23 protein-coding genes are annotated in these 22,450 nt (G+C 37.8%); 18 read left to right on the plus strand and 5 right to left on the minus strand.

Annotation, left to right across the window (positions count from 1 at the left end; all coding sequences use genetic code 11):
• Positions 1-94: 94 nt before the first annotated feature.
• The 7 genes from EG339_RS14855 to EG339_RS14885 all read left to right on the plus strand — a co-directional run bounded on the left by EG339_RS14855 (position 95) and on the right by EG339_RS14885 (position 3,920).
• The gene (locus EG339_RS14855) at positions 95-613 is read left to right on the plus strand and encodes a Crp/Fnr family transcriptional regulator (protein WP_123870755.1); all 519 of its coding nucleotides are present in this window, start codon (positions 95-97) and stop codon (positions 611-613) included.
• Positions 614-666: 53 nt separating this feature from the next.
• Positions 667-1,215 (plus strand): DinB family protein, encoded by a 549-nt coding sequence (locus EG339_RS14860; RefSeq protein WP_123870756.1) that lies wholly within the window; start codon positions 667-669, stop codon positions 1,213-1,215.
• Between the two features lie 42 nt (positions 1,216-1,257).
• Positions 1,258-1,770 (plus strand): methylated-DNA--[protein]-cysteine S-methyltransferase, encoded by a 513-nt coding sequence (locus EG339_RS14865; protein ID WP_123870757.1) that lies wholly within the window; start codon positions 1,258-1,260, stop codon positions 1,768-1,770.
• A 29-nt stretch (positions 1,771-1,799) separates the two neighbouring features.
• The gene (locus tag EG339_RS14870; RefSeq protein WP_123870758.1) at positions 1,800-2,402 is read left to right on the plus strand and encodes a DUF2911 domain-containing protein; all 603 of its coding nucleotides are present in this window, start codon (positions 1,800-1,802) and stop codon (positions 2,400-2,402) included.
• 2 nt (positions 2,403-2,404) lie between these two features.
• Complete coding sequence (locus EG339_RS14875; protein ID WP_123870759.1) at positions 2,405-2,941, plus strand: GNAT family N-acetyltransferase; 537 nt, start codon at positions 2,405-2,407, stop codon at positions 2,939-2,941.
• Positions 2,928-3,299, plus strand: a complete 372-nt coding sequence (locus tag EG339_RS14880) for a cupin domain-containing protein (RefSeq protein ID WP_123870760.1) — start codon at positions 2,928-2,930, stop codon at positions 3,297-3,299. The genes EG339_RS14875 and EG339_RS14880 overlap by 14 nt, the downstream gene beginning before the upstream one ends.
• Before the next feature lie 234 nt (positions 3,300-3,533).
• A complete protein-coding gene (locus EG339_RS14885; protein WP_123870761.1) occupies positions 3,534-3,920 on the plus strand; it encodes a PEGA domain-containing protein in 387 nt (128 codons plus the stop codon).
• Positions 3,921-4,008: 88 nt separating this feature from the next.
• Here EG339_RS14885 and EG339_RS14890 read toward each other — a convergent pair whose 3' ends face one another.
• Positions 4,009-4,752: a dienelactone hydrolase family protein gene (locus EG339_RS14890; RefSeq protein ID WP_123870762.1), complete on the minus strand. Its 744-nt coding sequence runs from the start codon at positions 4,750-4,752 to the stop codon at positions 4,009-4,011.
• 229 nt (positions 4,753-4,981) lie between these two features.
• Entirely contained in the window at positions 4,982-5,413 is a 432-nt protein-coding gene (locus tag EG339_RS14895) for a type I restriction enzyme HsdR N-terminal domain-containing protein (RefSeq protein ID WP_123870763.1), read from the minus strand.
• A gap of 7 nt (positions 5,414-5,420) precedes the next feature.
• Here EG339_RS14895 and holA point away from each other — a divergent pair, with 7 nt between their 5' ends.
• From holA to EG339_RS14915, 4 genes are all read left to right on the plus strand, one after another.
• Complete coding sequence (holA, locus tag EG339_RS14900; RefSeq protein ID WP_123870764.1) at positions 5,421-6,458, plus strand: DNA polymerase III subunit delta; 1,038 nt, start codon at positions 5,421-5,423, stop codon at positions 6,456-6,458.
• Positions 6,459-6,627: 169 nt separating this feature from the next.
• Positions 6,628-7,569: a thioredoxin-disulfide reductase gene (trxB, locus tag EG339_RS14905; protein ID WP_123870765.1), complete on the plus strand. Its 942-nt coding sequence runs from the start codon at positions 6,628-6,630 to the stop codon at positions 7,567-7,569.
• 334 nt (positions 7,570-7,903) lie between these two features.
• Positions 7,904-8,281, plus strand: coding sequence for a VOC family protein (locus EG339_RS14910; protein ID WP_123870766.1), 378 nt, complete (start codon positions 7,904-7,906; stop codon positions 8,279-8,281).
• 141 nt (positions 8,282-8,422) lie between these two features.
• Complete coding sequence (locus EG339_RS14915) at positions 8,423-9,307, plus strand: helix-turn-helix domain-containing protein (RefSeq protein WP_123870767.1); 885 nt, start codon at positions 8,423-8,425, stop codon at positions 9,305-9,307.
• A 631-nt stretch (positions 9,308-9,938) separates the two neighbouring features.
• Here EG339_RS14915 and EG339_RS14920 read toward each other — a convergent pair.
• Positions 9,939-10,313 (minus strand): helix-turn-helix domain-containing protein, encoded by a 375-nt coding sequence (locus EG339_RS14920; protein ID WP_317125933.1) that lies wholly within the window; start codon positions 10,311-10,313, stop codon positions 9,939-9,941.
• 292 nt (positions 10,314-10,605) lie between these two features.
• Here EG339_RS14920 and EG339_RS14925 point away from each other — a divergent pair, with 292 nt between their 5' ends.
• Positions 10,606-10,977, plus strand: coding sequence for a VOC family protein (locus EG339_RS14925; RefSeq protein WP_123870769.1), 372 nt, complete (start codon positions 10,606-10,608; stop codon positions 10,975-10,977).
• 69 nt (positions 10,978-11,046) lie between these two features.
• On the opposite strand, the gene EG339_RS14930 is transcribed toward EG339_RS14925, so the two are convergent.
• Together EG339_RS14930 and EG339_RS14935 are read right to left on the minus strand one after the other, a co-directional pair.
• Complete coding sequence (locus tag EG339_RS14930) at positions 11,047-11,655, minus strand: hypothetical protein (protein WP_123870770.1); 609 nt, start codon at positions 11,653-11,655, stop codon at positions 11,047-11,049.
• Between the two features lie 63 nt (positions 11,656-11,718).
• Positions 11,719-12,009, minus strand: coding sequence for a DUF1272 domain-containing protein (locus EG339_RS14935; protein ID WP_123870771.1), 291 nt, complete (start codon positions 12,007-12,009; stop codon positions 11,719-11,721).
• A 555-nt stretch (positions 12,010-12,564) separates the two neighbouring features.
• On the opposite strand from EG339_RS14935, the gene EG339_RS14940 reads away from it, so the two are divergent.
• The 6 genes from EG339_RS14940 to uxuA all read left to right on the plus strand — a co-directional run bounded on the left by EG339_RS14940 (position 12,565) and on the right by uxuA (position 22,440).
• Entirely contained in the window at positions 12,565-13,290 is a 726-nt protein-coding gene (locus tag EG339_RS14940; RefSeq protein ID WP_123870772.1) for an NUDIX hydrolase, read from the plus strand.
• Positions 13,291-13,305: 15 nt separating this feature from the next.
• Entirely contained in the window at positions 13,306-14,790 is a 1,485-nt protein-coding gene (locus EG339_RS14945) for a xylulokinase (RefSeq protein ID WP_123870773.1), read from the plus strand.
• Positions 14,791-14,898: 108 nt separating this feature from the next.
• Positions 14,899-16,227 (plus strand): xylose isomerase, encoded by a 1,329-nt coding sequence (gene xylA / locus EG339_RS14950; RefSeq protein ID WP_123870774.1) that lies wholly within the window; start codon positions 14,899-14,901, stop codon positions 16,225-16,227.
• Positions 16,228-16,320: 93 nt separating this feature from the next.
• On the plus strand, positions 16,321-19,215 hold the full coding sequence (locus EG339_RS14955; protein ID WP_123870775.1) for a SusC/RagA family TonB-linked outer membrane protein: 2,895 nt from the start codon (positions 16,321-16,323) through the stop codon (positions 19,213-19,215).
• 12 nt (positions 19,216-19,227) lie between these two features.
• On the plus strand, positions 19,228-21,186 hold the full coding sequence (locus EG339_RS14960; protein WP_123870776.1) for a RagB/SusD family nutrient uptake outer membrane protein: 1,959 nt from the start codon (positions 19,228-19,230) through the stop codon (positions 21,184-21,186).
• A 78-nt stretch (positions 21,187-21,264) separates the two neighbouring features.
• On the plus strand, positions 21,265-22,440 hold the full coding sequence (gene uxuA / locus EG339_RS14965) for a mannonate dehydratase (protein ID WP_123870777.1): 1,176 nt from the start codon (positions 21,265-21,267) through the stop codon (positions 22,438-22,440).
• Positions 22,441-22,450: the final 10 nt, after the last annotated feature.

The following is a 22,450-nucleotide window of genomic DNA, read 5'->3' on the forward strand; positions in this document are numbered from 1 at the left end:
TTAGAATAATATTCTTTCCCGAATATTATTCGTGTTTGGTGTTTCAACCTTTAAAATTACCCATTATCTTTGGAACACCAAATAATAAAGTGAAATGGTTGAAAAAGTACTTCAAAGCGGAATACATTGGGAACGTAAAGTATTTAAAAGAAATGAATTTCTGAAAATCTCAGGAAGTACAGATACCCATATTTATTTTATTGAACAAGGAAGTGTTCGGATTTATATGACAGATGAAAATGAAGAAAGGATCATCCGTTTCGGATATACAGGCAATATTATTGTCTGTCTGGATTCTTTTCTTTCCGGAAAACCTTCGGAGCTTTATATTCAGGCCATCAAGAAAACAACAGTAAAAGTAGCTTCCAAAAAGGAATTTTATGAATTTATTCAGTCTGATGAAGAGCATATGAAATTTTGGATAAGCACTTTGGAAGATTTGGTGGTGCAACAGCTGGAAAGAGAAAAAGATTTGCTGATTAATGCTCCGGGTGAACGTTTTGAAAGAGTATTAACACGTAGTCCGAAGCTGTTTCAGGAAATTCCGAATAAATATATTGCCAATTATCTCAGAATGTCTCCGGAAACCCTGTCAAGGCTTAAAAAATCTTGAGTTCAATCAAGATTTAGGAATAAAATGATCCTGAAATTTGCAGAAAAACAGTAATGAAAATTTCAACCGCAACATTGTTAGAGGAATTGACGGGCAGAACTGAAAAACATTTGCAATATGCCGGAACTCTTTTACTAAAACCTGAAAATATGCTCAATTTCAGAATAGCTGCCGATAGCTGGAGCATATTGGAATGCCTGGAGCATCTTAACCGTTACGGAAACTTTTATATTCCTGAAATTTCACACAGGATTTCTTCCTCCGCAACAAGTCCAAAAGCAGATTTCAAACCGGGAATTCTCGGAAACTATTTTGCAGGAAGCATGCTTCCCAAAGAAAAACTCAATAAAATGAAAACCCTGAAAGGGATGAATCCTATTCGTAGCCAACTGAATAAAGAAGTTATAAATGAGTTTATACAACAGCAGAAGCAATTACTTGATCTGTTGAAAAAAGCAGAATATGTTAACCTTGAAAAAACGAAAACAGCCATCAGTATTTCAAAATTAATAACCCTGAAGCTGGGAGATACTTTCCGTTTTGTTATCTATCATAATGCAAGACATATGGTTCAAATTGAGAACATTTTAAAGAATATATAAAAGAAAGGGTGTGAGTTCCGGAAAAATAGTAATTTTAATCTAATGGAAATCATACACCAAAAAACAATACAGACTCCACTGGGAGAAATGATTGCCTGTGCAACAGACCAGGGCATCTGTCTGCTTGAATTTACAGACAGAAAGAATATTGAGAAGCAGCTAAAAGCTTTATCAAAACAGTTGAAAGCCGAAATTATAGAGAAAGAACATATCCATTTTCAGCAATTGGAAAAGGAGTTGAAAGAATATTTTGAGGGGAACAGGTCCCGGTTTGAAGTCCCTTTATTGACTACCGGAACAGAATTTCAGGAAAAAGTATGGCAGCTGCTGCGTGAAATCCCGATGGGTGAGATAAGAACATACAGGCAGCAATCTGAACTGCTTGGAAATCCTAAAGCAATCCGTGCTGTAGGAACAGCCAATGGGATCAACAAGATCGCTATCTTAATACCGTGTCACCGGGTGATCGGCTCCAACGGAGAACTGGTGGGCTATGCCGGAGGGATCTGGAGAAAGCAAAAATTATTGGAGCTGGAGAAAGCTATTTTATTTTGATTTTTGTAATTTTAAACAAAAATTTACACGTGAAAAAGTTATTAGCAGCAGTTTGTATTTCAGTTTCAGCATTTGCTTTAGCACAGGATTACTCAGTACCGGCAGTAAGTCCGCGTCAAAGAGTAGAGCAGCAGTTTTCTATGTCTAAAATTACGATCGATTATGGAAGACCGGGAGTAAAAGGACGTAAGATTTTTGGAGAACTGGTTCCTTATGGCCAGGTTTGGAGAGCAGGAGCTAACTCTTCTACAAAAATTACATTTGGGCAGACCGTTAATTTTGGCGGAAAAAATGTTCAGGCAGGAACTTACGGATTATTTATTGTTCCAACTGAAAAAGAATGGAAAGTAATTCTGAACAAAGATTTCCAGCAGTGGGGAGCTTATACCTATGATCCGAAACAGGATGTAGTAGATGTTACAGTTCCGGTAAATAAGCTGGCAGATAAACAGGAATGGTTTGAAATTACCCTGAACCCAACAGATGAAAACTCTGGGAACCTTGTGATAAAATGGGATATGAATCAGGCTGAAATTCCGTTGAAACCAGCGAAATTAGATACGGTGATCAAAATCTCCGATAAGCTGAAAGAAATCCAGAAGATAGAATCAGACTCTAACAAAAAAGGCTAAGCATGAATTTTTCTGTTCAGCCTGTTTTAGAGAATGAAGAATTTAAATTAATCCCCTTACAGCAAGGGGATTTTGAATCTTTATACCAAGTAGCATCAGATCCTAAAGTATGGGAACAACATCCTAACAAAGACCGCTACCAAAGAGAAGTGTTTGAAAATTTCTTTATAGGAGCAATGGAAAGCAAAGGAGCCTTTAAAATTATTGAAAAAGCAACAGGAAATGTGCTGGGAAGCAGCCGTTACTATAATTTTGATGAAAATGACAGCCATATTTTCATCGGCTATACTTTTTATGGAACAAATTCCTGGGGAAAAGGCATCAATCCGAAGGTCAAGAAACTGATGCTGGATTATATCTTCCAGTATGTAGATAAAGTTCACTTCCATATCGGAAAAGAGAATTACCGCTCGCAAAAAGCATTGGAAAAGCTTGGCGGCATCAAAATAGCGGAAGAAGAAGTGGCATATTTTGCCGAACCTGTTCGAACTAATTTTGTATATGAAATTAAAAAAGAAGATTGGTATGAAAAAGTATAAAATACAGCAGTCTCCATTTGTAGTTCCTACTACAGACGGGAAACTGATTGAAGAACACTGGGGAAATTCTACAGGCAATGCTAATGTCTCCATTGCACATATGGTAGCTCCGCCAGATTGGAGCGAACCTCACCAGACCCCTGAATTTGATGAGTTTACCTACATCATTTCAGGGAAGAAACAGTTTGAAATTGATGGAGAAATTGTGACCCTTGAAAAAGGAAGCAGTATTCTTATTGAAAAAGGAGCTAGAATTCGTTACAGCAACCCGTTCTCAGAACCTTGCGAATATCTTTCCATCTGTCTGCCTGCATTTTCTATGGAACTGGTGAACAGGGAAGTGGAAGGAGTAGATTAATTTTTACACTTTACAGAAATACATAAAGCTGTCTCAAAACGGAGATAGCTTTTTTATTTTAAACAGGATAACACCATATTTTTTATTAAAAAGCACGGAAAAAAATATTTTAGATATCAGTGACTTACCTTTTGGATAAGGATATTATCCCCTGTAAATGCCTGTTATCACTAATTATTTTGTATGTTCGCGCGCCGAAAATGAGTAGGCGTATTTAACTTTTTAATAAAATATATGAAAAACAATCTATCTATTGTATTGTTGTTGGTTACTGCACTTTCCACAACTTCCTGTGCAACCATTTTTACAGGAACCCGTGATAAGATTACCTTCAACTCCAGCCCGGAAGGAGCTAAAGTAATTCATAACGGAGAAGAAAAATGTACAACACCTTGTACTGCACCCATTTCCAGATCTTTGGGTAAACAATTCATTACTGTTGAAAAAGAAGGTTTTGATTCTCAGAAAATTAAACTGGATAAGTCATTTAATGCAGTAACCCTTCTTAATATTCTTTTTGGAGGAGCAATAGGTGTTGGAATTGACGCTGCAACCGGTTCACTGACAAAGTATTCCACCAAGAAATATGATGTTGAGTTAGAAGCGAAGCAGCAACAATAAAGTAGAGATATAAAAAAACAATGTACCAATAGCTGATTCACATCAAAGCATTGGTACATTGTTATACTGATATATTGTTATATTGAGCTTATTTCAGTATTTCTTTCAGAAACATCAATGTATGGTTCCAGGCTCTTTTAGCCATTGTTTCATTATAATCCGGAGATTTAGGATCCGTAAAAGTATGCTTGGAATGGGCGTAAGTGATGATCTGCCAGTCTGCATTTCCATCATTCATTTCTTTGATGAGGTTGCTGTAGTCTTCAGGTGTTACGCTCATATCATCTGCCGGGTTTTCTACCAGGATTTTAGCATTTAATTTTTCATTTTTTCTGCTTTGGTCTCTTCCCAGGCTTCCATGAATAGAAACTACCCCTGCAACAGGTAAATTTCCTCTGGCAGATTCCAACGCACCCGTTCCGCCAAAACAATACCCGATGACAGCAGTTTTATCAGAAATCGCTCCGTTTTTTTTCAACTGCTCTAAGGCCAGTGAAATTCTTTTTTGATATTCAGCATAATTCTTCTTGTAATATCCTGAGCTTTTCGAAGCTTCCTCATTATTGGCAGGAATTTTTCCTTCCCCATAGATATCTGCAATAAAAGCAATATAGCCTTGCTTTTCAAGTTCAAGGGCAGCTGTTTTAGCTTCATCATCAATTCCTTTCCATGCAGGTAGAATTAATACTCCGGGAAGTTTTTTCCCGGCATTGGAAGTCACTAATCCATTTAGTTTCTGGGAATCGTCCAGATAGGAAACTGTTTTAAGCTTTTGACTGAAAAGGCTTCCGGAGACAATAATTGAGGCGGTTAATAAAATTGAACGTATCATATTTTTTATTTTTGTGATGGTTTAGGAGCTTAAAAATTGCTTGCAGCACAGTGTTTCAGCTCTTAATAAATTATTTTATAATATGAACTGTACTGCTTATCTAAATTAATGAAAATTAATTAGCTGAGAATTATTAAAAATTGATAATTCAGATCATCAGGTTTCAATCCCGGATGAGCAGGTTCCTACTTCAGATGCGCATATCTTTCCAATGTAAGCTGTGACTACTTTAGTCCGGTTTATAAAACGTATACTGCTCATTTTCATAATAAGCATTAATATGCTGAAGCCCATTCGTTAAAACAATTTCCCTGGCTCCAATAATAGAGTTGTACCGGGCGGTTTGTTCAAATGTTTTTTCCGTGAGTTTAATTTGTGGGGCTTTACATTCAATCAGAATTACAGGCTCTGTTTTTTCGGTAATTAAAAGGTCAATTCTTTTGGTTAAACCATTAAGAATAATCTTTTTTTCAGTAATTAAAGCAGATGTAGAGTAAGATTTTACAGTAAGATAGTAATGGATCCAGTGCTGTCTTACCCATTCCTCAGGAGTGAGCAGAAGATAAGTTTTGCGGACCAAATCATAAATAAAAAACTTATCTTTGTCTTTCTTGAATTTAAAATCAAAAGTTTCCTGAAAATTCAGTTTTGGAAGTTCCATTTATAAGATGAAAGAATTAGATTTAATCCTCAAAAATATTAAAAATAAAGAAGTTTTACCTATTTATTTTTTCCACGGAGAAGAAGCCTACTTTATTGATGTTGCCGTAAAAGCCCTTGAACACAACTTTTTGGAGGAGGATGAAAAAGCCTTCAACCAAACTGTTACATACGGGAAAGATACCTCTTATCAGGAAGTGCTTTCCCTGGCAAGACAGTTTCCGATGATGGGCGATAAGCAGGTGATTATCGTAAAAGAAGCCCAGGACCTGAAGTTTAATGAGGAAGAAAACAGAATTCTGGAAGCTTATGTTGAAAATCCTGTTCCTTCCACGGTATTGGTTTTTGCCCATAAGCACAAAAAGCTTGACAGCAGGAAAAAGGCGGCTAAAGCTTTGGATAAGGCCAATGCACTTTTCCTTAGTGAATCTGTTAAAGAAAGCAACCTTCCCAAATGGATTTCTGATGAATGCACAAAGCTGAACATTAAAACAGCCCCTAATATTTCCCACCTTTTGGCAGAATATCTTGGAAACGACCTTTCAAGAATTGCCAATGAACTGAATAAACTGAAGATTATCCTTAAAGAAGGTGAAGTGCTGGACGGAACTATTGTTGAAAACCATATCGGGATCAGCAAAGAGTACAATATTTTTGAACTTCAGAAGGCCTTGGGAACAAAGAATGCCAATGCAGCCTTTAAAATTGCCCATTTTATGGGTAAAAATCCTAAGAATAACCCTTTTGTAATGATGCTGGCTAGTCTTTATAATTACTTTTCCAATGTGATTATTTATCAGACAATGGCGGGGCAGCCACCGCAGGCCATAGCCTCTCAGATGGGTGTGAATCCTTATTTTGTGAAAGACTATGCAGAAAGTGCGAGGCTGTATCCTTTAAAACATGCCACAAGGGTCATTTCTATTCTGAGAGAATTTGATATGAAAGGAAAAGGGCTGGGCGCTGTGAATATGGGAGAAGCAGAACTTATTAAGGAATTGGTGTACAAGATCATTAATGTAGATAAGATTAAAATGAAAGTGTGATTTTATGTTTGAGGGAGAGTTTTAGGTCCCGGAACTCGCATCCTTACCGTTATTGACAATCCGCATATCTCTTATTGACAACTATCATTAAAATAACTTTAAAAAGCCGGCAAAAATTACGAAATTAGCGGTCTTAATTTAAATACATCTTTTTTCGAACAAGTAAATTATGGAGCAAAACATTTTAGATTGTGTGATCGTTGGATCTGGACCTTCTGGTTTCACAGCTGCCATTTATGCAGCAAGAGCAGACTTAAAACCTGAATTGTATACAGGTTTGGAGCCGGGCGGACAATTAACTACAACTACTGAGGTTGATAACTTTCCAGGGTATCCAGCAGGGATTACAGGTCCTGAAATGATGATGGATCTGCAGAAGCAGGCAGAAAGATTTGAAACCAAAGTGCATTATGAAATGATCACCAAAGCTGAGTTTTCAAAAGAAGTTGGCGGTGTTCATAAACTATATGCAGGAAATAAAGAAATTTTAGCTAAAACGGTAATTATTTCTACAGGCGCTACAGCAAAATATTTAGGTCTTGAAGACGAAAAAAAATATGCAGGAGGCGGAGTTTCCGCTTGTGCTACATGTGACGGATTTTTCTACAGAGGAAAAGATGTAGTGGTAGTAGGAGCAGGAGATACAGCTGCTGAAGAAGCTACTTATCTTGCTAAACTATGCAGAAAAGTAACATTATTGGTGAGAAAAGACGTTTTCAGAGCTTCAAAAGCAATGGTACACAGAGTACAAAACACTCCGAATATTGAAGTTAAATTCCACCATGAACTTATCGGAATTGAAGGAGAAAACAGCCTGGTAGAAAGAGCGGTAATTATCAATAACCAGACTCAGGAGACTTCTACTGTGGATGTTGAGGGGATCTTCATCGCCATCGGCCACAAACCGAATACGGATATTTTTGTAGGTCAGGTAGATCTTGATGAAAACGGATATATTGTAACTGAGAAAGGTTCTTCAAGAACCAATCTTCCGGGAGTTTTTGCTGCAGGAGATGTTCAGGATCATATCTACAGACAGGCTATTACAGCTGCAGGAAGCGGATGTATGGCTGCAATGGATGCAGAAAAATATTTAGCTGAATTACACTAATCATTCAGCTTTCAATGATACAAAGCGTACCCAATGGGTGCGCTTTTTTTGTTATTAATAACGAAATTTTTTGTTGGAAACGCGAAGGCGCAAAGAATTAATATACATTTGTAACGATTATAAAAGGAAATTTTAGCAACATACAATTTTATCGGAGATAAAATCCTCGCGCCTTAAAAGCATCATACTATTAGCTTATTTTGCGCCCTTGCGATTTCCAATTCAGCAAGTCTTACTAATCCTTCAGATAAATTAGAGTACCGTAACAAAAACATTAATATATTTGTGAAGCTTCAGAATAATTGAATATAAAAACTTAACAAAAACTAAAGTCATGAAAAAAGTAACCGCAATTGGTGGCATTTTCTTTAAATGTAAAGATCCGGAACAGGTAAACGATTGGTATAAAACGCATCTTGGTGTGGAGACCAGTCCATACGGTGCTAAATTTGACTGGAGAGAAGCAGACTCTGATAAAAAAGGATATACCTTATGGAGCCCTTTTAAAGAATCTACCCAATATTTTGAACCTTCAGAAAAAGATTTTATGATCAATTACCATGTGGCAGATATTGAAGCTTTGGTAGAAGAACTGAAAAAGGAAGGCATCAAGATCCTTGATGAAATTACGACGTATGAATATGGCAGGTTTGTTCATATCATGGATCCCGAAGGAAATAAAATTGAATTATTTGAACCGGCAGGAGCGTAACCGCTGCGGCATAATAAAATAAAAACTTCCGGAGTGAAGCAGTTGTTTTGTTTTTCCGGATTTCAATGGGTTGTAAAGTAATAAACCATTGCGTATATTTGATTATTAGCTAATACCTTAAGAAAACTCATTGTAAAAGAAATGCAGGATACTTTTAAAACATTCAAACCCAAAAGTTCCATTGTAAAAAAGTATGTGGACTATTATTATCTGGACATTAAGGATAATAATGTAATCTATGAGTTTGAGTGTTTTCCGAATTTTAACAATTCAATTTCTCTTTACAAATCCCACATCCGGTTAGAAACTAAAGAGGTGATTTATGATGAAACCGCTCCACCGTGTCAGATTTTCACGCCTATCCGGGAAAAAGTTCTCCATGTGAAACAATCCGGGAAGGTGTATAGAATTGTAGTGGTGTTTCCTCCTTTGGGAATCCATCAGTTTTATAAAAACTTAGATTTTACAGATTATATTACAGATTATGAGTTTTTTACTCAGCAGGAATTAAGCGAAATTTTCTCTACCATAGATACAGACGTTCATACAGATTTACTGGATAAGGGCCTGGAGAAAAGATTCAGGAAATTTGAAAACATCATTCTTGAAAAGGCTATTGATTATATTTTTAACCACTACGAAAACTTTTCAGTAGCAGAGATTTCAAAGGAAATTGGGGTAAGCAGGCAGCATTTAAACCGGCTTTTTCAGGCTCATTTAGGAGTTTCTGTAAAAAAATTCAATGAAATTGTTCTTTTCAGGCAAACCATCAATAAGAAACTTTTTGAAAATCCTGACCGTAACTTTACAGAGCTTGCTCACGAGTTTAATTTTAATGACCAGTCTCATTTCAATAAAACGTACAAGAACTTCACTAAAAATTCCCCAAAATCTTTTTTCTCTAAAGGAACTATATTAGGACAGGAAGACACACTTTTCTGGCATTTGCTGCCATCTTTCATGATGTTCCATTTTTACAATTTTTTATCATTTTCTGTTGCTAGTTTTGTCCCGGAAATGGTGTAATAAGATAGGGTATAGCAATACTTCCCATTCATTTTAGCCTTTTTTGTAGAGTAACGGATAAAGATTTTTATTATTACCAAACGCAAATGATGATTTTTTTTAACTGATACAGGGAATGCAGCCTGTTTACCAGTAATTCCGTTTTAATGGATTTGAAGAAAATTATTTCAACGAAAAAGTAAACTTTAACCATGAATACTTACTTGAGAACTTTTTAAAACTCAGGACCGGGAGTAAGGCTGAGGCAATTATATTGATATAAAAACCTGTGGCTTTCCGGAAAAGTACAAACCTGTTTCGAAGGAAACAGGTTTTGTTCTATATATATGTTGAAAAATAATGGATCTGGGGCTGCATAAATGGCTGCAATCACTTAGTGAACGGGCTCCAGGTACCTGCATAAGCCCCTGGAGGTAGTTGCTATACGGTCTCCAGGCCCTTCAGAACTGGCTTTAGCCCCTTATAGAAGGGGATCTACCCCCTTACCTAAGGGGGTATCGGGGGTTCTGAACTCCCTTCAGGTACTTATAGAAGGGGCTGGAGGGGGTTAGGGAACGGGGTAGCGGCTTTTGAGTTCTATTAAACAAAGACGGCTGCCATTTGGCAGCCGTTTCTGTATGTTTTGTAAAGATTATTTCTTTTTTAATTTAGCATTTTCAGCTTTCAACATCTCAATTTGTTCTCTTAAAAGCTTAATGTATTCCTGCTGACTCTCTAACATATAGTCAGGAATACTGCAATATTGATTGTAATTTCCAGATTGGTTACTTGTGTTAGAACTACTGTCGTTGAAGGTGAGATTCTGTACAACATTTGCAATTCTTTCTTCTCTGATATCCTCTATAGAAGTATCTAGAGCTTTGGCCAGTTTCTCCCATTCATCATCGAATATCTTTACTTCTCCATTCTCTTTTCTGCTGTAGTTGGAGACATCGGTTGCAAGAATATCAGCAATCTGTTGCTGTGTATAACCTCTCTGCTTTCTTAGGTTTTTTAGCTTTTCCATTGTCATAGGGATACTGTGTTTTTACAAATATAGAAAAAATAGCGGTAACAGGTGAGAGTAGGAAATTATTTCTTAACCCTGGCCGCTATTTTTTAGTTGTGAGTATCCTTCAAATTGTGATGTCCTCCATTATTATCTATATTGAAAGAACTAATGGAAAGACAAAAACCGGAATAAGTTTCTCTTATATGGATTTCTTTTAAATATTCTGAATCCAATCTTGTCATAAGGTAAGCCTTCCGAAGATTCAATATCATACCTTTACAAAACCAACTGAACAAAAATAATTAATATGAGTATCCAATTTGAGGCAGGCATTAATATCGCCATTAAAATTCCTAAAAGTAAATATGAAAAGACCGTTGCTTTTTACAGGGATATTTTAAAACTACAGGTAGAGGAGAAGAAGATTGATAATCCCACTGTTTCCCGAACTCATGAAGTGAAATTCGGTACCAATATCATCTGGTTAGATTGTGTAGATAATTACACGCATTCAGAAACCTGGCTTCAGCTCACTGTTCCCAATGTTGAAGAAGCAACAGGATATCTGCAATTAAACGGCGTAGAAACCTGCGATGAAATTGAGGAACTTCCGGAAAACATGCACTGGATTATGGATCCGGCAGGTACGGTCTTTAATGTGCAGCCAACACCATCCTAAGATAAAAACAAAGAAAACCTACTGTAATGAGTAGGTTTATTGTTTGTAGAGAAATAAAATTACTTTATTTTAATACTTTTCCAAATCAGAAAAGCTTAAGTCCTGAATTTTGGGCAATGATTTTATTTTGATCTTCTGGGTCTTTTTGTTTACTATTTTATCTGAGCCTAATTCCTGCTGGAACTCTAATTTGGTTTGCGTCAGAAAATCAATTTCAGTTTCTGATGTAGTATTTTTTCCGTCCCATGAAGCTCTTGAAATTTTTATCAGTTCAAAGTTGTTTTGGTTGTACCTGAATTCATAATTACTTTTCCGGCCATTGCTATCGGTAAGCATTTTTAAGTTACCGTCTTCAATGATGAAATCCGGAATATTATTTCCGTTATGTTCCGCTTTTTTATGGGCGGGGTATTCGCTTTCAATGATTTTAGTGGAAGAGACCGCCAGCTGAAGCTTTTTATTAGGTTGTGAGAGGAAAATCTGCAGCCTTAGAGGTCTGGTTTCATCCTTCAGATCCATTTCTACAATAACTTTATCATTTTGCTTATCTTTATTCAGGTCACCTTCCTCATTTTGCACCTGGAATGTAAAACGGTCTTTATCAGTAGTTTTTTGTGAATAGGCATTTACAGTTGCCAGAAGAAGGAATAAAACAATATATAGCGATGATTTTTTCATATTTCTTTTATACTAGGGAGTTGGTTTAATGGCAATTTTGGTGATCTGAATAAAGAGAACCTTTTATCTTTCACCTAAAGGGATATCTATTAATCTTTCTTGTTTAATTTTGAATTCTGCTTCATTAATGGGCTGATATACAATTTCAGTGCTTACAGGATATTTTGCAAGAAGACTTTTGGGTCTGATGGGACGTTTTTCCAGCCCGCCTCCACAGTTGGGGCAAACATTTTTAAAAATCCGGTCAACACAATCTTTGCAAAACGTACATTCAAATGTACAGATCATGGCTTCAGATGAGTCATAAGGTAAGGGTTTCCTGCAATTTTCGCAGCTGGTTCTTATTTCTAACATGTATTGAGGGTAATTATTTGAGATACGAAGTTAACTAAATTTTAGGGAGATAAAGGTATTTGCGGGATGATTAGTTAACTTTTACAAGACTGATAAAAAGTAACGCTGTATAGACAAATACAGCCATATAGATTTTGTTTTATCGGCAGATCATCTTAATCTATAAATTCATGGTTTCCTAAAACTTTTGTGGTTAGACCCGGAAAATTGGTAACAGAAAGTATGCTTTTGGTGGCTTTTTAATAATAAAAAGTGTGTTTTTTACATTTTTTTATGCAGATAAAATAAAAAAAATACGATTCTTCTTATCATAAAAAATATTCCAAAAAAAATAACTGATTTTTTAATATTGTTGCGCTGCAATTAATTGTGAACATATATCTTATGAAAATAGTAAGTGTAAAATTAATGATAACCTTATCATATTTTTTATACAATTGATATCATAAAAATTCGATATGTAAGGTGTTGATAAGCAGTAGATAATGGTAGAATTATTTTTTTTATTCAGATGAATTTTTATATTTGTAATGTTACCAAAATGTTAACAAACTAATGAATCAGAACTTTATTCATACTTATGTCTCTGTAGACTGTGTTGTCTTTGGATTTGACCATGAAAACCGGTTGAATATCTTATTAGTACAACGCCATGTTGATGATGTACCATTGGAAAAGCAAATTAAACTTCCAGGCAGCTTAATTTTCAGCGATGAAGATGTAGATGATGCTGCACAAAGGGTACTTCACGAACTTACAGGGATAAAAAAAATGGTTCTTAAACAGTTCAGATGCTTTGCAGACCCTATGAGGGCAAGTAATGTGCATGATATTAAATGGATGGATAAAGAATATAAACATCATATAGACAGAATCATTACGGTAGCTTATCTTTCCCTTTGCAAAATAGATCATAAGATCAACAGTACAAAATATGATACAGTAGACTGGTATCCTATTGATGAGGTTCCGGCACTGCCGTTTGATCATAACAAAATCATCAACGAATCTCTTATCGAGATCAGAAAATGGATTGAATCCGATTTCTCCATTATCTTCGAGCTGCTGCCGAAAAGATTTACCATAAGACAGCTTTATCAGCTATACAGCGCTTTAAGTGAAAAAAATATTGATATTAAGAATTTCCATAAAAAGATATCTTCATTTCCCTATATCGTTCCTCTGGACGAAATTCAAAAAGATGTATCACACCGTGCCGCAAGATATTACAGGTTTGATGCTAAAATTTACAAGAAAAACAATACAAAACTTATAAAATAACCTTTTTAAAAAATTATGTACTTACTAGGCTATGACATTGGCAGTTCTTCTGTGAAAGTTTGTCTCATCGAGGCTTCCAGTGGAAAAGTGATTGCTTCTGAATTTTCTCCCAAAAAAGAAATGAAAATCACTGCTATAAATCCGGGATGGGCAGAGCAAAATCCAGTTGACTGGTGGACCAATCTGAAATTGGCACACGAAGCTGTTATGCATGAATCTGGGGTACATGGTGAAGATATTAAAGGAATCGGAATTACCTGGCAGATGCATGGTCTGATCCTGGTAGATAAAGACCAAAACCTTTTAAGGCCGTCAATTATTTGGTGTGACAGCCGTGCTGTGCCTTATGGTGAGCAGGCTTTTAAAACCATTGGTGAAGAAAAATGCCTTTCTCATCTGTTGAATTCACCGGGAAACTTTACCGCATCAAAACTTGCGTGGGTAAAAGAAAACGAACCTGAAATCTTTGAAAAAATAGATAAAATAATGCTTCCGGGAGACTATATTGCGATGAGACTCTCCGGGCAGATAGGAATGACCATTGAAGGATTATCAGAAGGAATTTTCTGGGATTTTAAAAACAACTGTATCTCAGAAGATATCATTAACTATTATGGGATTCCAAAAAGTTTTTTCCCTGAAATTGTTCCTACATTTGGTATTCAGGCAACAGTTTCAAGAGCAGCAGCGGAAGAATTAGGCTTAAAAGAAGGCACACCTATTTCCTACAGGGCAGGAGACCAGCCCAACAATGCTCTTTCCCTGAATGTCTTTAACCCTGGAGAAATTGCCTCTACAGCAGGTACTTCCGGAGTGGTATACGGAGTTCTGGATCAGCTGGAATATGATAAACTATCAAGGGTAAATACCTTTGCCCATGTCAATTATACACCGGAACAGATCAGGCTGGGAGTTTTGCTGTGTATCAACGGAACCGGAATTTTAAATTCATGGTTAAAGCACAATTTTGCAACCTCACTTTCCTCTTACGGGGATATGAATGATATGGCTTCACTTTCACCTATCGGTTCAAAAGGGTTAAGCATTATTCCTTTTGGAAACGGAGCCGAAAGAGTGCTGGAAAATAAAGATACAAGCTGTTCTATTCACGGAATTAATTTCAATATACATACAAAAGGAGATATACTGCGTGCGGCGCAGGAAGGTATTGTATTCTCTTATGAATACGGAATGGATATCATGAGAAATATCGGAATGGATATCCAGGTCATCCGTGCAGGAAATGCCAATATGTTTTTAAGTTCAATTTTTCGCCAGTCACTTTCCAGTGTCAGTAATGCGGTTATTGAACTTTACGATACTGATGGGGCGGTAGGAGCAGCAAGAGCTGCCGGAATGGGAATAGGATTTTATTCAGATTCCAGAGAAGCATTTTCTTCACTTGAGCAGATAGCGGTGATAGAGCCTGAACACGAAAAACAAGAACAATATTTAGAAGCCTATGCCAGATGGAAACATCATCTTAACGAAATAATCTAGGATAATTACAACAGTATTTTTCATCCTCTTACTGCCTCTTAAGAACCAGTGAGAAGGGTATCTCTACGCAAAAAATTAAAAAACAAATTAAAAAAAAATCAAATAAATATGAACACTTTAACAGGTACAAAAGAGTTTTTTACGGGTATTGAAAAAATTAAGTTTGAAGGGAAAGAAAGCAAGAACCCGTTGGCATTCCGCTATTATGATGCGGAAAAGATCGTGATGGGAAAACCTATGAAAGACTGGACCAAATTTGCAATGGCATGGTGGCACACTCTATGTGCCAACGGAAGTGATCCGTTCGGGGGACCTACCATCCACCACCCATGGGATATCGGAAACGATCCTGTGATAAGGGCTATGCATAAAATGGATGCAGGTTTTGAATTCATGTCTAAGATGGGCTTCAATTATTACTGCTTCCATGATATTGATCTGGTAGATCCTGCCAACAATTGGAAGGACTACGAGAAAAATATGCAGACTATTGTGGAATACGCCAAACAAAAACAGCAGGAAACAGGAATTAAGCTTTTATGGGGAACAGCCAATGTTTTCACGCATGAAAGATACATGAACGGTGCTTCTACAAACCCAAATTTTGATGTTGTTGCTTGCGCAGGAACGCAGGTGAAAAATTCAATAGATGCAACCATAGCGCTTGGTGGTGAAAATTATGTTTTCTGGGGTGGAAGAGAAGGATATATGAGCCTTTTAAATACCGATATGAAGCGTGAAAAAGACCATTTGGCACGTTTCCTTTCCATGTCAAGAGACTATGCACGCCAGCAAGGCTTTAAAGGAACTTTCCTGATCGAACCAAAACCAATGGAGCCTACCAAGCATCAGTACGATTATGATTCTGAAACAGTAATCGGATTCCTGAGACATTACGGATTGGATAAAGACTTTAAACTGAATATAGAAGTGAATCATGCTACATTGGCAGGTCACACATTCGAGCATGAACTTCAGGTAGCTGTTGATGCAGGACTTTTAGGAAGTATTGATGCCAACAGAGGAGATTATCAGAACGGATGGGATACAGATCAGTTCCCGATCGATTATTATGACATGGTTCAGGCTTGGCTGGTGCTGCTTCCGGCAGGAGGACTGGGAACAGGAGGAGTAAATTTTGATGCCAAAATCAGAAGAAATTCTATTGATGCTGAAGATTTGTTCATTTCCCACATTTCAGGAATGGATGTTTTCGCAAAAGGCCTTCTTGCTGCAGCTGATATCCTTGAAAATTCGGACTATAAAAAACTGAGAACAGACCGCTATGCTTCTTTTGATAACGGAAACGGAAAAGCATTTGAAGAAGGTTCACTTACACTGGAAGATCTGCAGAGAATTGCTCACGAAATCGGTGAACCACAGCCAAAAAGCGGAAAGCAGGAATTGTTTGAAGCTATCGTGAATATGTATATATAATCAAAAGATAAAAGGCTTATAAACACTAAGGATTTTAGAAATTATAATTATTAAACAGCCTTTTATTCAACAACTAATACTAAAATAATAATTATGAACCGATTTTATTTCAATAAAAGCAATAGAGCCGCATTATTCTTTGCAATGACTTTATTGCCTTCCGGCATAGCATATTCACAGGTTAAGAAAGATACAGTAGCTAAAGAAAATAAAATAGATGAAGTTGTTGTGATAGGATATGGAACCCAGAGAAAAGAAGCTGTAACAGGTTCTGTAGCCACTGTAAAAGGAGATGCTTTGCGCGAAGTGCCTTCTGCCAACATTACCCAGGCATTGCAGGGAAGAACGGCAGGGGTAGATATCTCGCAAACATCCACCAAACCGGGTGCTGCCATGCAGATCCGTATCAGGGGAACAAGATCGCTTACAGGAGATAATAACCCGTTGATTGTATTGGATGGTATTCCTTTTGTGGGATCACTGGGAGATATAAGCTCAAGTGATATCAAAAGTATTGATATCCTTAAAGATGCTTCCGCTACAGCTATCTACGGATCCAGAGGCGCAAATGGTGTTATTCTCGTTACAACCAACAGAGGGGCAAAAGGACAGAAGCCAAGATTCACTTACAACACCTTTACAGGAGTTCAGACCTTATTTTCAAAATATCCTATGATGGATGGGCCTAAGTTTGCCCAGTTGCGTGCTTACGCCATTCCTGCAGGAAATAAAACACCTCTTTATTCAAATGGGGTTGATGAAAATAACAGTGTCAATACAGACTGGCAAAGTCTTTACTATAAACCTGCAATGATGACCAGTCACGATATTGGTGTTGCAGGCGGAACTGAAGGCGGAAATTATAATGTAGGCTTGTCATATTTCAAGCAAAATGCATTAATTCCTATTCAAAGTTATGAAAGATTTGCTCTGAGAATGGCAATTGACCAGCAGGTGGGGCCTGTTTTCAAGTTCGGTTTTACAACCAATACAAACTATTCCATTTCGGAAGGTAACGGGGTAAATCCGGGAGCAGTTCTGGGCTATTCTCCAATTGCCAATCCTTATAATGCAGATGGTAGCCCGAAGAGAGTAATGAGTACGGCAGGAGGTATTGATCAGACATGGATTTATACCAGAAAAAGTTTAGATGGGTTGGGAGAAAAGTATATTGATGAAACCAAAGCTTTTGCATCCTATAACAATTTATATGGAGAGGCCAATCTTCCAATCAAAGGATTAAAATACAGATTAAATATCGGTTTAGACTTCCGTACCTCAAACAGTGGAAACTATACAGGGGTAGGAGTCTTTAATACAAATCCTCTTGGGCCGTCGGCTGCAGGAAAAGGGAATAACCAGACCTATCACTGGGTATTGGAAAACCTTTTAACATACGACCGTACATTTGGCAAGCATAAGATTAATGCCGTAGCATTATACTCTGCAGAACAGAATAAGTATACAAGTTCATACATGAGTGCAAAGAATGTTCCTGCAGATTTTTTCCAGTATTATAATCTTGGACAGTCACCACAGGCAGATATTACAGTAAGACCAGAAGACCAGGTGTATTGGAAAACCGGTTTGCTGTCTGCTATGGGAAGAATCATGTATACCTATGATAATAAGTATATGCTTACAGCAACACTTCGTGCTGACGGATCTTCCAGGCTGGCTCCGGGCAATAAGTGGCATACCTATCCTGCATTATCATTAGGATGGAATGTTACCAACGAATCCTTCATGCAGAATATTAAGGTTATTAATCTCCTGAAATTCAGAGCAGGATGGGGCCAGACTTCCAACCAGGCTGTAGACCCATATTCTACGATGGGAAGATTCAACGTAGCACCTTACAATTTTGGAGGAACCGGAAGTACAGGGATATATGGAAGCCAGCCACCTAACCCGAACTTAGGATGGGAATATTCAAAAACACAAAACTACGGGATAGATTTCGGGATATTGAACAACCGCCTTACAGGTAGTGTAGAATATTACAAAACCCATACATATGACCTGTTGACACAGAAAAGCCTTCCGGCATCAAGCGGCTGGTCATCAATTGTTTCCAATGTAGCAGAAACAGAAAATAAAGGGCTTGAAGTTTCCTTGAACGGTGTTATTTTTGATAACCCGGATGGCTTTACATGGGAGGCAGGAGTTAATTTCTATACCAATAAAAACAAAATTTTATCCCTGGCATCCGGAACAGAACGTGACATCAATAACTCATGGTTTGTAGGGCATAATATTAATTCATTGTACGATTATCAGTACATAGGCCTTTGGCAGGCGGGCGACCCTTATCAGAATATTCTGGAACCGGGAACAGCAGCAGATGTTATAGGATCTATCAAAGTACTTTATACCGGAGGCTATAATGCTGACGGAACCCCGGTAAGAGCAATAGGACCAGACGACAGACAGATTTTTGATACAGCCCCAAAATTTCAGGGAGGATTTAATATGCGCTTTGCCTACAAAAACTTTGAACTAAGCACAGTAGGGGCTTTCCAGCATGGAGGAATCCTGGTAAGTACTATTTACGGCTCTGCTAGTTATCTTAACAGATTAACGGGAAGAGGAAATAACGTAGATGTGGATTACTGGACAGAAAACAATACAGGAGCCTATTTTCCGCGTCCGGGGCGACATTTGAGTGGTGATAACCCAAAGTATTCTTCTACTTTAGCAATGTTTGATGCCTCTTATCTTAAACTTCGTACCATTACATTAGGCTATAATGTTAATAAAGATTTTTTAAAGGATTTGAAAATCACCAGCCTAAGGATTTACTTTACTGTAACCAATCCTGTGGTATTATTCTCTCCTTATCATAAGTTCTCAGGAATGGATCCGGAACCAAACTCTTTCGGAAATGAAAACCAGGCAGTAAGCGGATATCAAAGCCGTCAGCTTGTTATAGGAACCAATAATCCTTCTACAAGAAATTACTTAATGGGACTTAACTTAACCTTTTAAAACTGTACTGTCATGATAAATTTTAACAAAAAACTGCTATTGGGAGCCATCTTCTTATCCTTAACATTTACAGGTTGTAATGAAATTCTTGATGAGCAGCCAAGATCAATATATACAGCAGATTATTTTAATACACCCGATGGGGTTAATCAGGGATTTACAGCTTTATACAGACAGCTGAGATTATTGTACGGTAACGGATACTTTATGAGTAACTGTCAGAACGGAACTGACGAATCTACCTGGGCACAAAGTGCAGACGGTAACTTTAAAGAATTGGATATGTCCGGAAACGGTAACATCAATTCCAATACTTTTCCTACAAGTATGGTTTGGAACTCTGTATTCCCATATATCAATACAGCCAACGGAATTATTGAAAAAGGACCGGGATTCGGAATTGCAGAATCTATGATCTCTGAAGCCCGTTTCTTCCGTGGATTTTACTACTTCATGCTCGTTCAGACCTATGGAGGAGTCCCTCTGGATCTGGGAGCAGGAGAATTGAAATATAACACTTTGCCATCCACAACTTCTGCAAGAAATACCGTGCCGGAAGTATATACAAAAACTGTTTTTGCTGACCTTAAAAAAGCAATAGAAAATCTGCCTGCATCACCAAGGGTAACCGGAGGTGTCACTAAAAATGTAGCAAGACTGATGCTTGCCAAAGCTTATCTTACTTATGGATGGTGGCTGCAGAATCCAAACGGGATTCCAACCTACCCTGAAGCAGCAAGAACTGACCCGGACGGGCACAATGCCCAGTGGTATTTCCAGCAGGCTTATGATATCGCTTTGGAAGGAATCAACAATCCAGGGCCTTACGCGCTTCAGCCTACCTTCTATGATGTCAATGTAGGTTCAAATGACAGGAATACCGAATCTATGTTGTATGCAGACCATACACAGTCAAGTACTTATTATAACGAAAGTGACCCTGTAGGATTTGGATCAGGCTGGGCTCCGGACAATTTTGCAGCCTGGATGCAGACCTGGAACTATACTGCCATCAAAAGTAGTAAAACAACAGCATGGGATGGAGCAGACGTTGTAAGTTCAGTACAGAGAGAAGCGGCACAGTCATTGGGACGTCCTTGGGTTCGTATGTGTCCTACTTTAGGTGTTATTAAAAATACTTTTGCAGATAAAACCAATGATTCCCGTTATGATGGAACTTTTGTAACCACCTACAGAGGAAACTGGAACAAAAATGGAACAGGATTAACAACAGTTCCTGTACTTTATAACGCCAATAATTTACCTGTACAGCCGGGAGGAGCTATTTTAAGCTTCCTGAATGATGACAGCCAGACTCCTTCTTATCCTACAGGATCCGGACAAAGCGGTGTAGGAGCCGGAACTCTTCCGGGAAGAGCAGACTGGGTGATTGCACCGAACGGTATCAGCAGAATTGTATACCCTGGCTTATGGAAAATAGGAACTTACCGTACCGATGATCCGAACGGTTTAGGATATCCGAATGCCGGATTAACCCGTCCTTTCAGCGTTGCCAAATTCTCGGAATTCTATTTTATCGCAGCAGAAGCAGCCGTAAAAGGAGCTGCAGGCGCTATGACAGCCAGAGACCTTATCAACGTAATCCGTGCCCGTGCCGGAAAATGGAAGTTCAATAATGCCCAGAATACCGCTTATGTAGCAGATAACAGTGCTGCAATGACAGCGGCCACACCTGCCGTAATTACCATTGATTATATTCTTGCAGAAAGATCCCGTGAATATTACGGAGAGTTCTACAGATGGTATGATCTGGTACGTACACAGAAGTGGGGAGATTATGCGGCAAGCTATCAGATCGGAGGAGCTTCTTATGGAGATCACACACCGCAGACGGTTACAAGAACGATAAAACCATTTCACTACCTGAGACCAATTCCTCAGAGTCAGATTGATGCGATGGAAGTATCGGCAGATATTAAAGCAAAATACCAAAATCCCGGATACAACTAATTTCATTCTACATTCATATCAGCAACAGAGTAGGTGTGTAAGCACCTGCTTTGTTTATCTGAATTAAAACTTTACATTATGGAAAAAACCTGGCGTTGGTTTGGAAAAAAAGACAAAATAGCACTGAACACGCTTCGTCAAATAGGAGTAGAAGGAATTGTTTCTGCACTGCATGATATCCCAAACGGAGAAATCTGGAACTTGGAGGCCATTAATGATTATAAAAACTATATAGAAAGCCACGGACTTCGCTGGTCTGTTGTGGAAAGTCTTCCCGTAAGTGAAGCTATCAAATACGGCGGTGAAGACCGTGACTCTCTAATAGAAAATTATATTACGAGCCTTGAAAATCTGGGTAAAGCAGGAGTTACAACAGTTTGCTACAACTTTATGCCCGTTCTCGACTGGGCACGCACCGACCTCTTTCATGAATGGGAAGACGGTTCGTCATCACTTTATTTTGACAAAGCCAAGTTTGCCTACTTTGAAATTCATATCCTTCAAAGAGAAGGTGCCGAAAACGATTATACTTCAGAAATCCTTCAAAAAGTAGAAGAATTAAAAAATACCTTAACGGAGAAAGATAACAACGACCTGATAGATTCAGTCATTGTAAAAACACAGGGATTCGTGAACGGAAATATCAAAGAAGGCGAATTGAATCCTGTAGAAAAGTTCAAAAGTTTATTAGCATTGTATGACGGGATCGATAAAGACAGACTTCATCAGAACATGAAATATTTCCTTGAAAAAATAATGCCTGTCTGTGAAAAATGGAATATCCAGATGTGTGTACATCCTGATGATCCTCCGTTTTCACTATTGGGTTTACCAAGAATAGTGACCAATGAAGAGGATATTGACTGGCTTATGCAGGCTGTTGATAATCCTCACAACGGATTAACGTTTTGTGCAGGATCTTTAAGTGCTAACCTTCAGAATGATGTTGCCAAGTTGGCGCAGAAATTTGCCCACAGGACCAAATTCGTTCACCTGAGAAGCACGAATGTCTTTGAAAACGGTGATTTTATCGAGGCTCATCACCTGGGAGGAAGAGGAAAGCTCATTGAAGTAATCCGTGTATTCGAAAAAGAAAATCCTGATCTTCCGATGAGAATTGACCACGGAAGACTTTTAACAGAAGATATTGACAAAGGATATAATCCTGGCTATTCATTTTTAGGAAGAATGCTGGCATTGGGTCAGATCGAAGGAGTAATGGCTGCCGTTCAGTCAGAATTACAAAAAAATTAATCTGCGTTTG

The sequence above is a fragment of the Chryseobacterium bernardetii genome (assembly GCF_003815975.1).
Taxonomy (GTDB): Bacteria; Bacteroidota; Bacteroidia; order Flavobacteriales; family Weeksellaceae; genus Chryseobacterium; species Chryseobacterium bernardetii.

Coding starts and splice junctions, on each gene's coding strand:
- EG339_RS14855 (WP_123870755.1), top strand. CDS start 95: ATGGTTGAAAAAGTACTTCAAAGCGGAATACATTGGGAACGTAAAGTA.
- EG339_RS14860 (WP_123870756.1), top strand. CDS start 667: ATGAAAATTTCAACCGCAACATTGTTAGAGGAATTGACGGGCAGAACT.
- EG339_RS14865 (WP_123870757.1), top strand. CDS start 1,258: ATGGAAATCATACACCAAAAAACAATACAGACTCCACTGGGAGAAATG.
- EG339_RS14875 (WP_123870759.1), top strand. CDS start 2,405: ATGAATTTTTCTGTTCAGCCTGTTTTAGAGAATGAAGAATTTAAATTA.
- EG339_RS14880 (WP_123870760.1), top strand. CDS start 2,928: ATGAAAAAGTATAAAATACAGCAGTCTCCATTTGTAGTTCCTACTACA.
- EG339_RS14885 (WP_123870761.1), top strand. CDS start 3,534: ATGAAAAACAATCTATCTATTGTATTGTTGTTGGTTACTGCACTTTCC.
- EG339_RS14890 (WP_123870762.1), bottom strand. CDS start 4,752: ATGATACGTTCAATTTTATTAACCGCCTCAATTATTGTCTCCGGAAGC.
- EG339_RS14895 (WP_123870763.1), bottom strand. CDS start 5,413: ATGGAACTTCCAAAACTGAATTTTCAGGAAACTTTTGATTTTAAATTC.
- holA (WP_123870764.1), top strand. CDS start 5,421: ATGAAAGAATTAGATTTAATCCTCAAAAATATTAAAAATAAAGAAGTT.
- trxB (WP_123870765.1), top strand. CDS start 6,628: ATGGAGCAAAACATTTTAGATTGTGTGATCGTTGGATCTGGACCTTCT.
- EG339_RS14910 (WP_123870766.1), top strand. CDS start 7,904: ATGAAAAAAGTAACCGCAATTGGTGGCATTTTCTTTAAATGTAAAGAT.
- EG339_RS14915 (WP_123870767.1), top strand. CDS start 8,423: ATGCAGGATACTTTTAAAACATTCAAACCCAAAAGTTCCATTGTAAAA.
- EG339_RS14920 (WP_317125933.1), bottom strand. CDS start 10,313: ATGGAAAAGCTAAAAAACCTAAGAAAGCAGAGAGGTTATACACAGCAA.
- EG339_RS14925 (WP_123870769.1), top strand. CDS start 10,606: ATGAGTATCCAATTTGAGGCAGGCATTAATATCGCCATTAAAATTCCT.
- EG339_RS14930 (WP_123870770.1), bottom strand. CDS start 11,655: ATGAAAAAATCATCGCTATATATTGTTTTATTCCTTCTTCTGGCAACT.
- EG339_RS14935 (WP_123870771.1), bottom strand. CDS start 12,009: ATGTTAGAAATAAGAACCAGCTGCGAAAATTGCAGGAAACCCTTACCT.
- EG339_RS14940 (WP_123870772.1), top strand. CDS start 12,565: ATGAATCAGAACTTTATTCATACTTATGTCTCTGTAGACTGTGTTGTC.
- EG339_RS14945 (WP_123870773.1), top strand. CDS start 13,306: ATGTACTTACTAGGCTATGACATTGGCAGTTCTTCTGTGAAAGTTTGT.
- xylA (WP_123870774.1), top strand. CDS start 14,899: ATGAACACTTTAACAGGTACAAAAGAGTTTTTTACGGGTATTGAAAAA.
- EG339_RS14955 (WP_123870775.1), top strand. CDS start 16,321: ATGAACCGATTTTATTTCAATAAAAGCAATAGAGCCGCATTATTCTTT.
- EG339_RS14960 (WP_123870776.1), top strand. CDS start 19,228: ATGATAAATTTTAACAAAAAACTGCTATTGGGAGCCATCTTCTTATCC.
- uxuA (WP_123870777.1), top strand. CDS start 21,265: ATGGAAAAAACCTGGCGTTGGTTTGGAAAAAAAGACAAAATAGCACTG.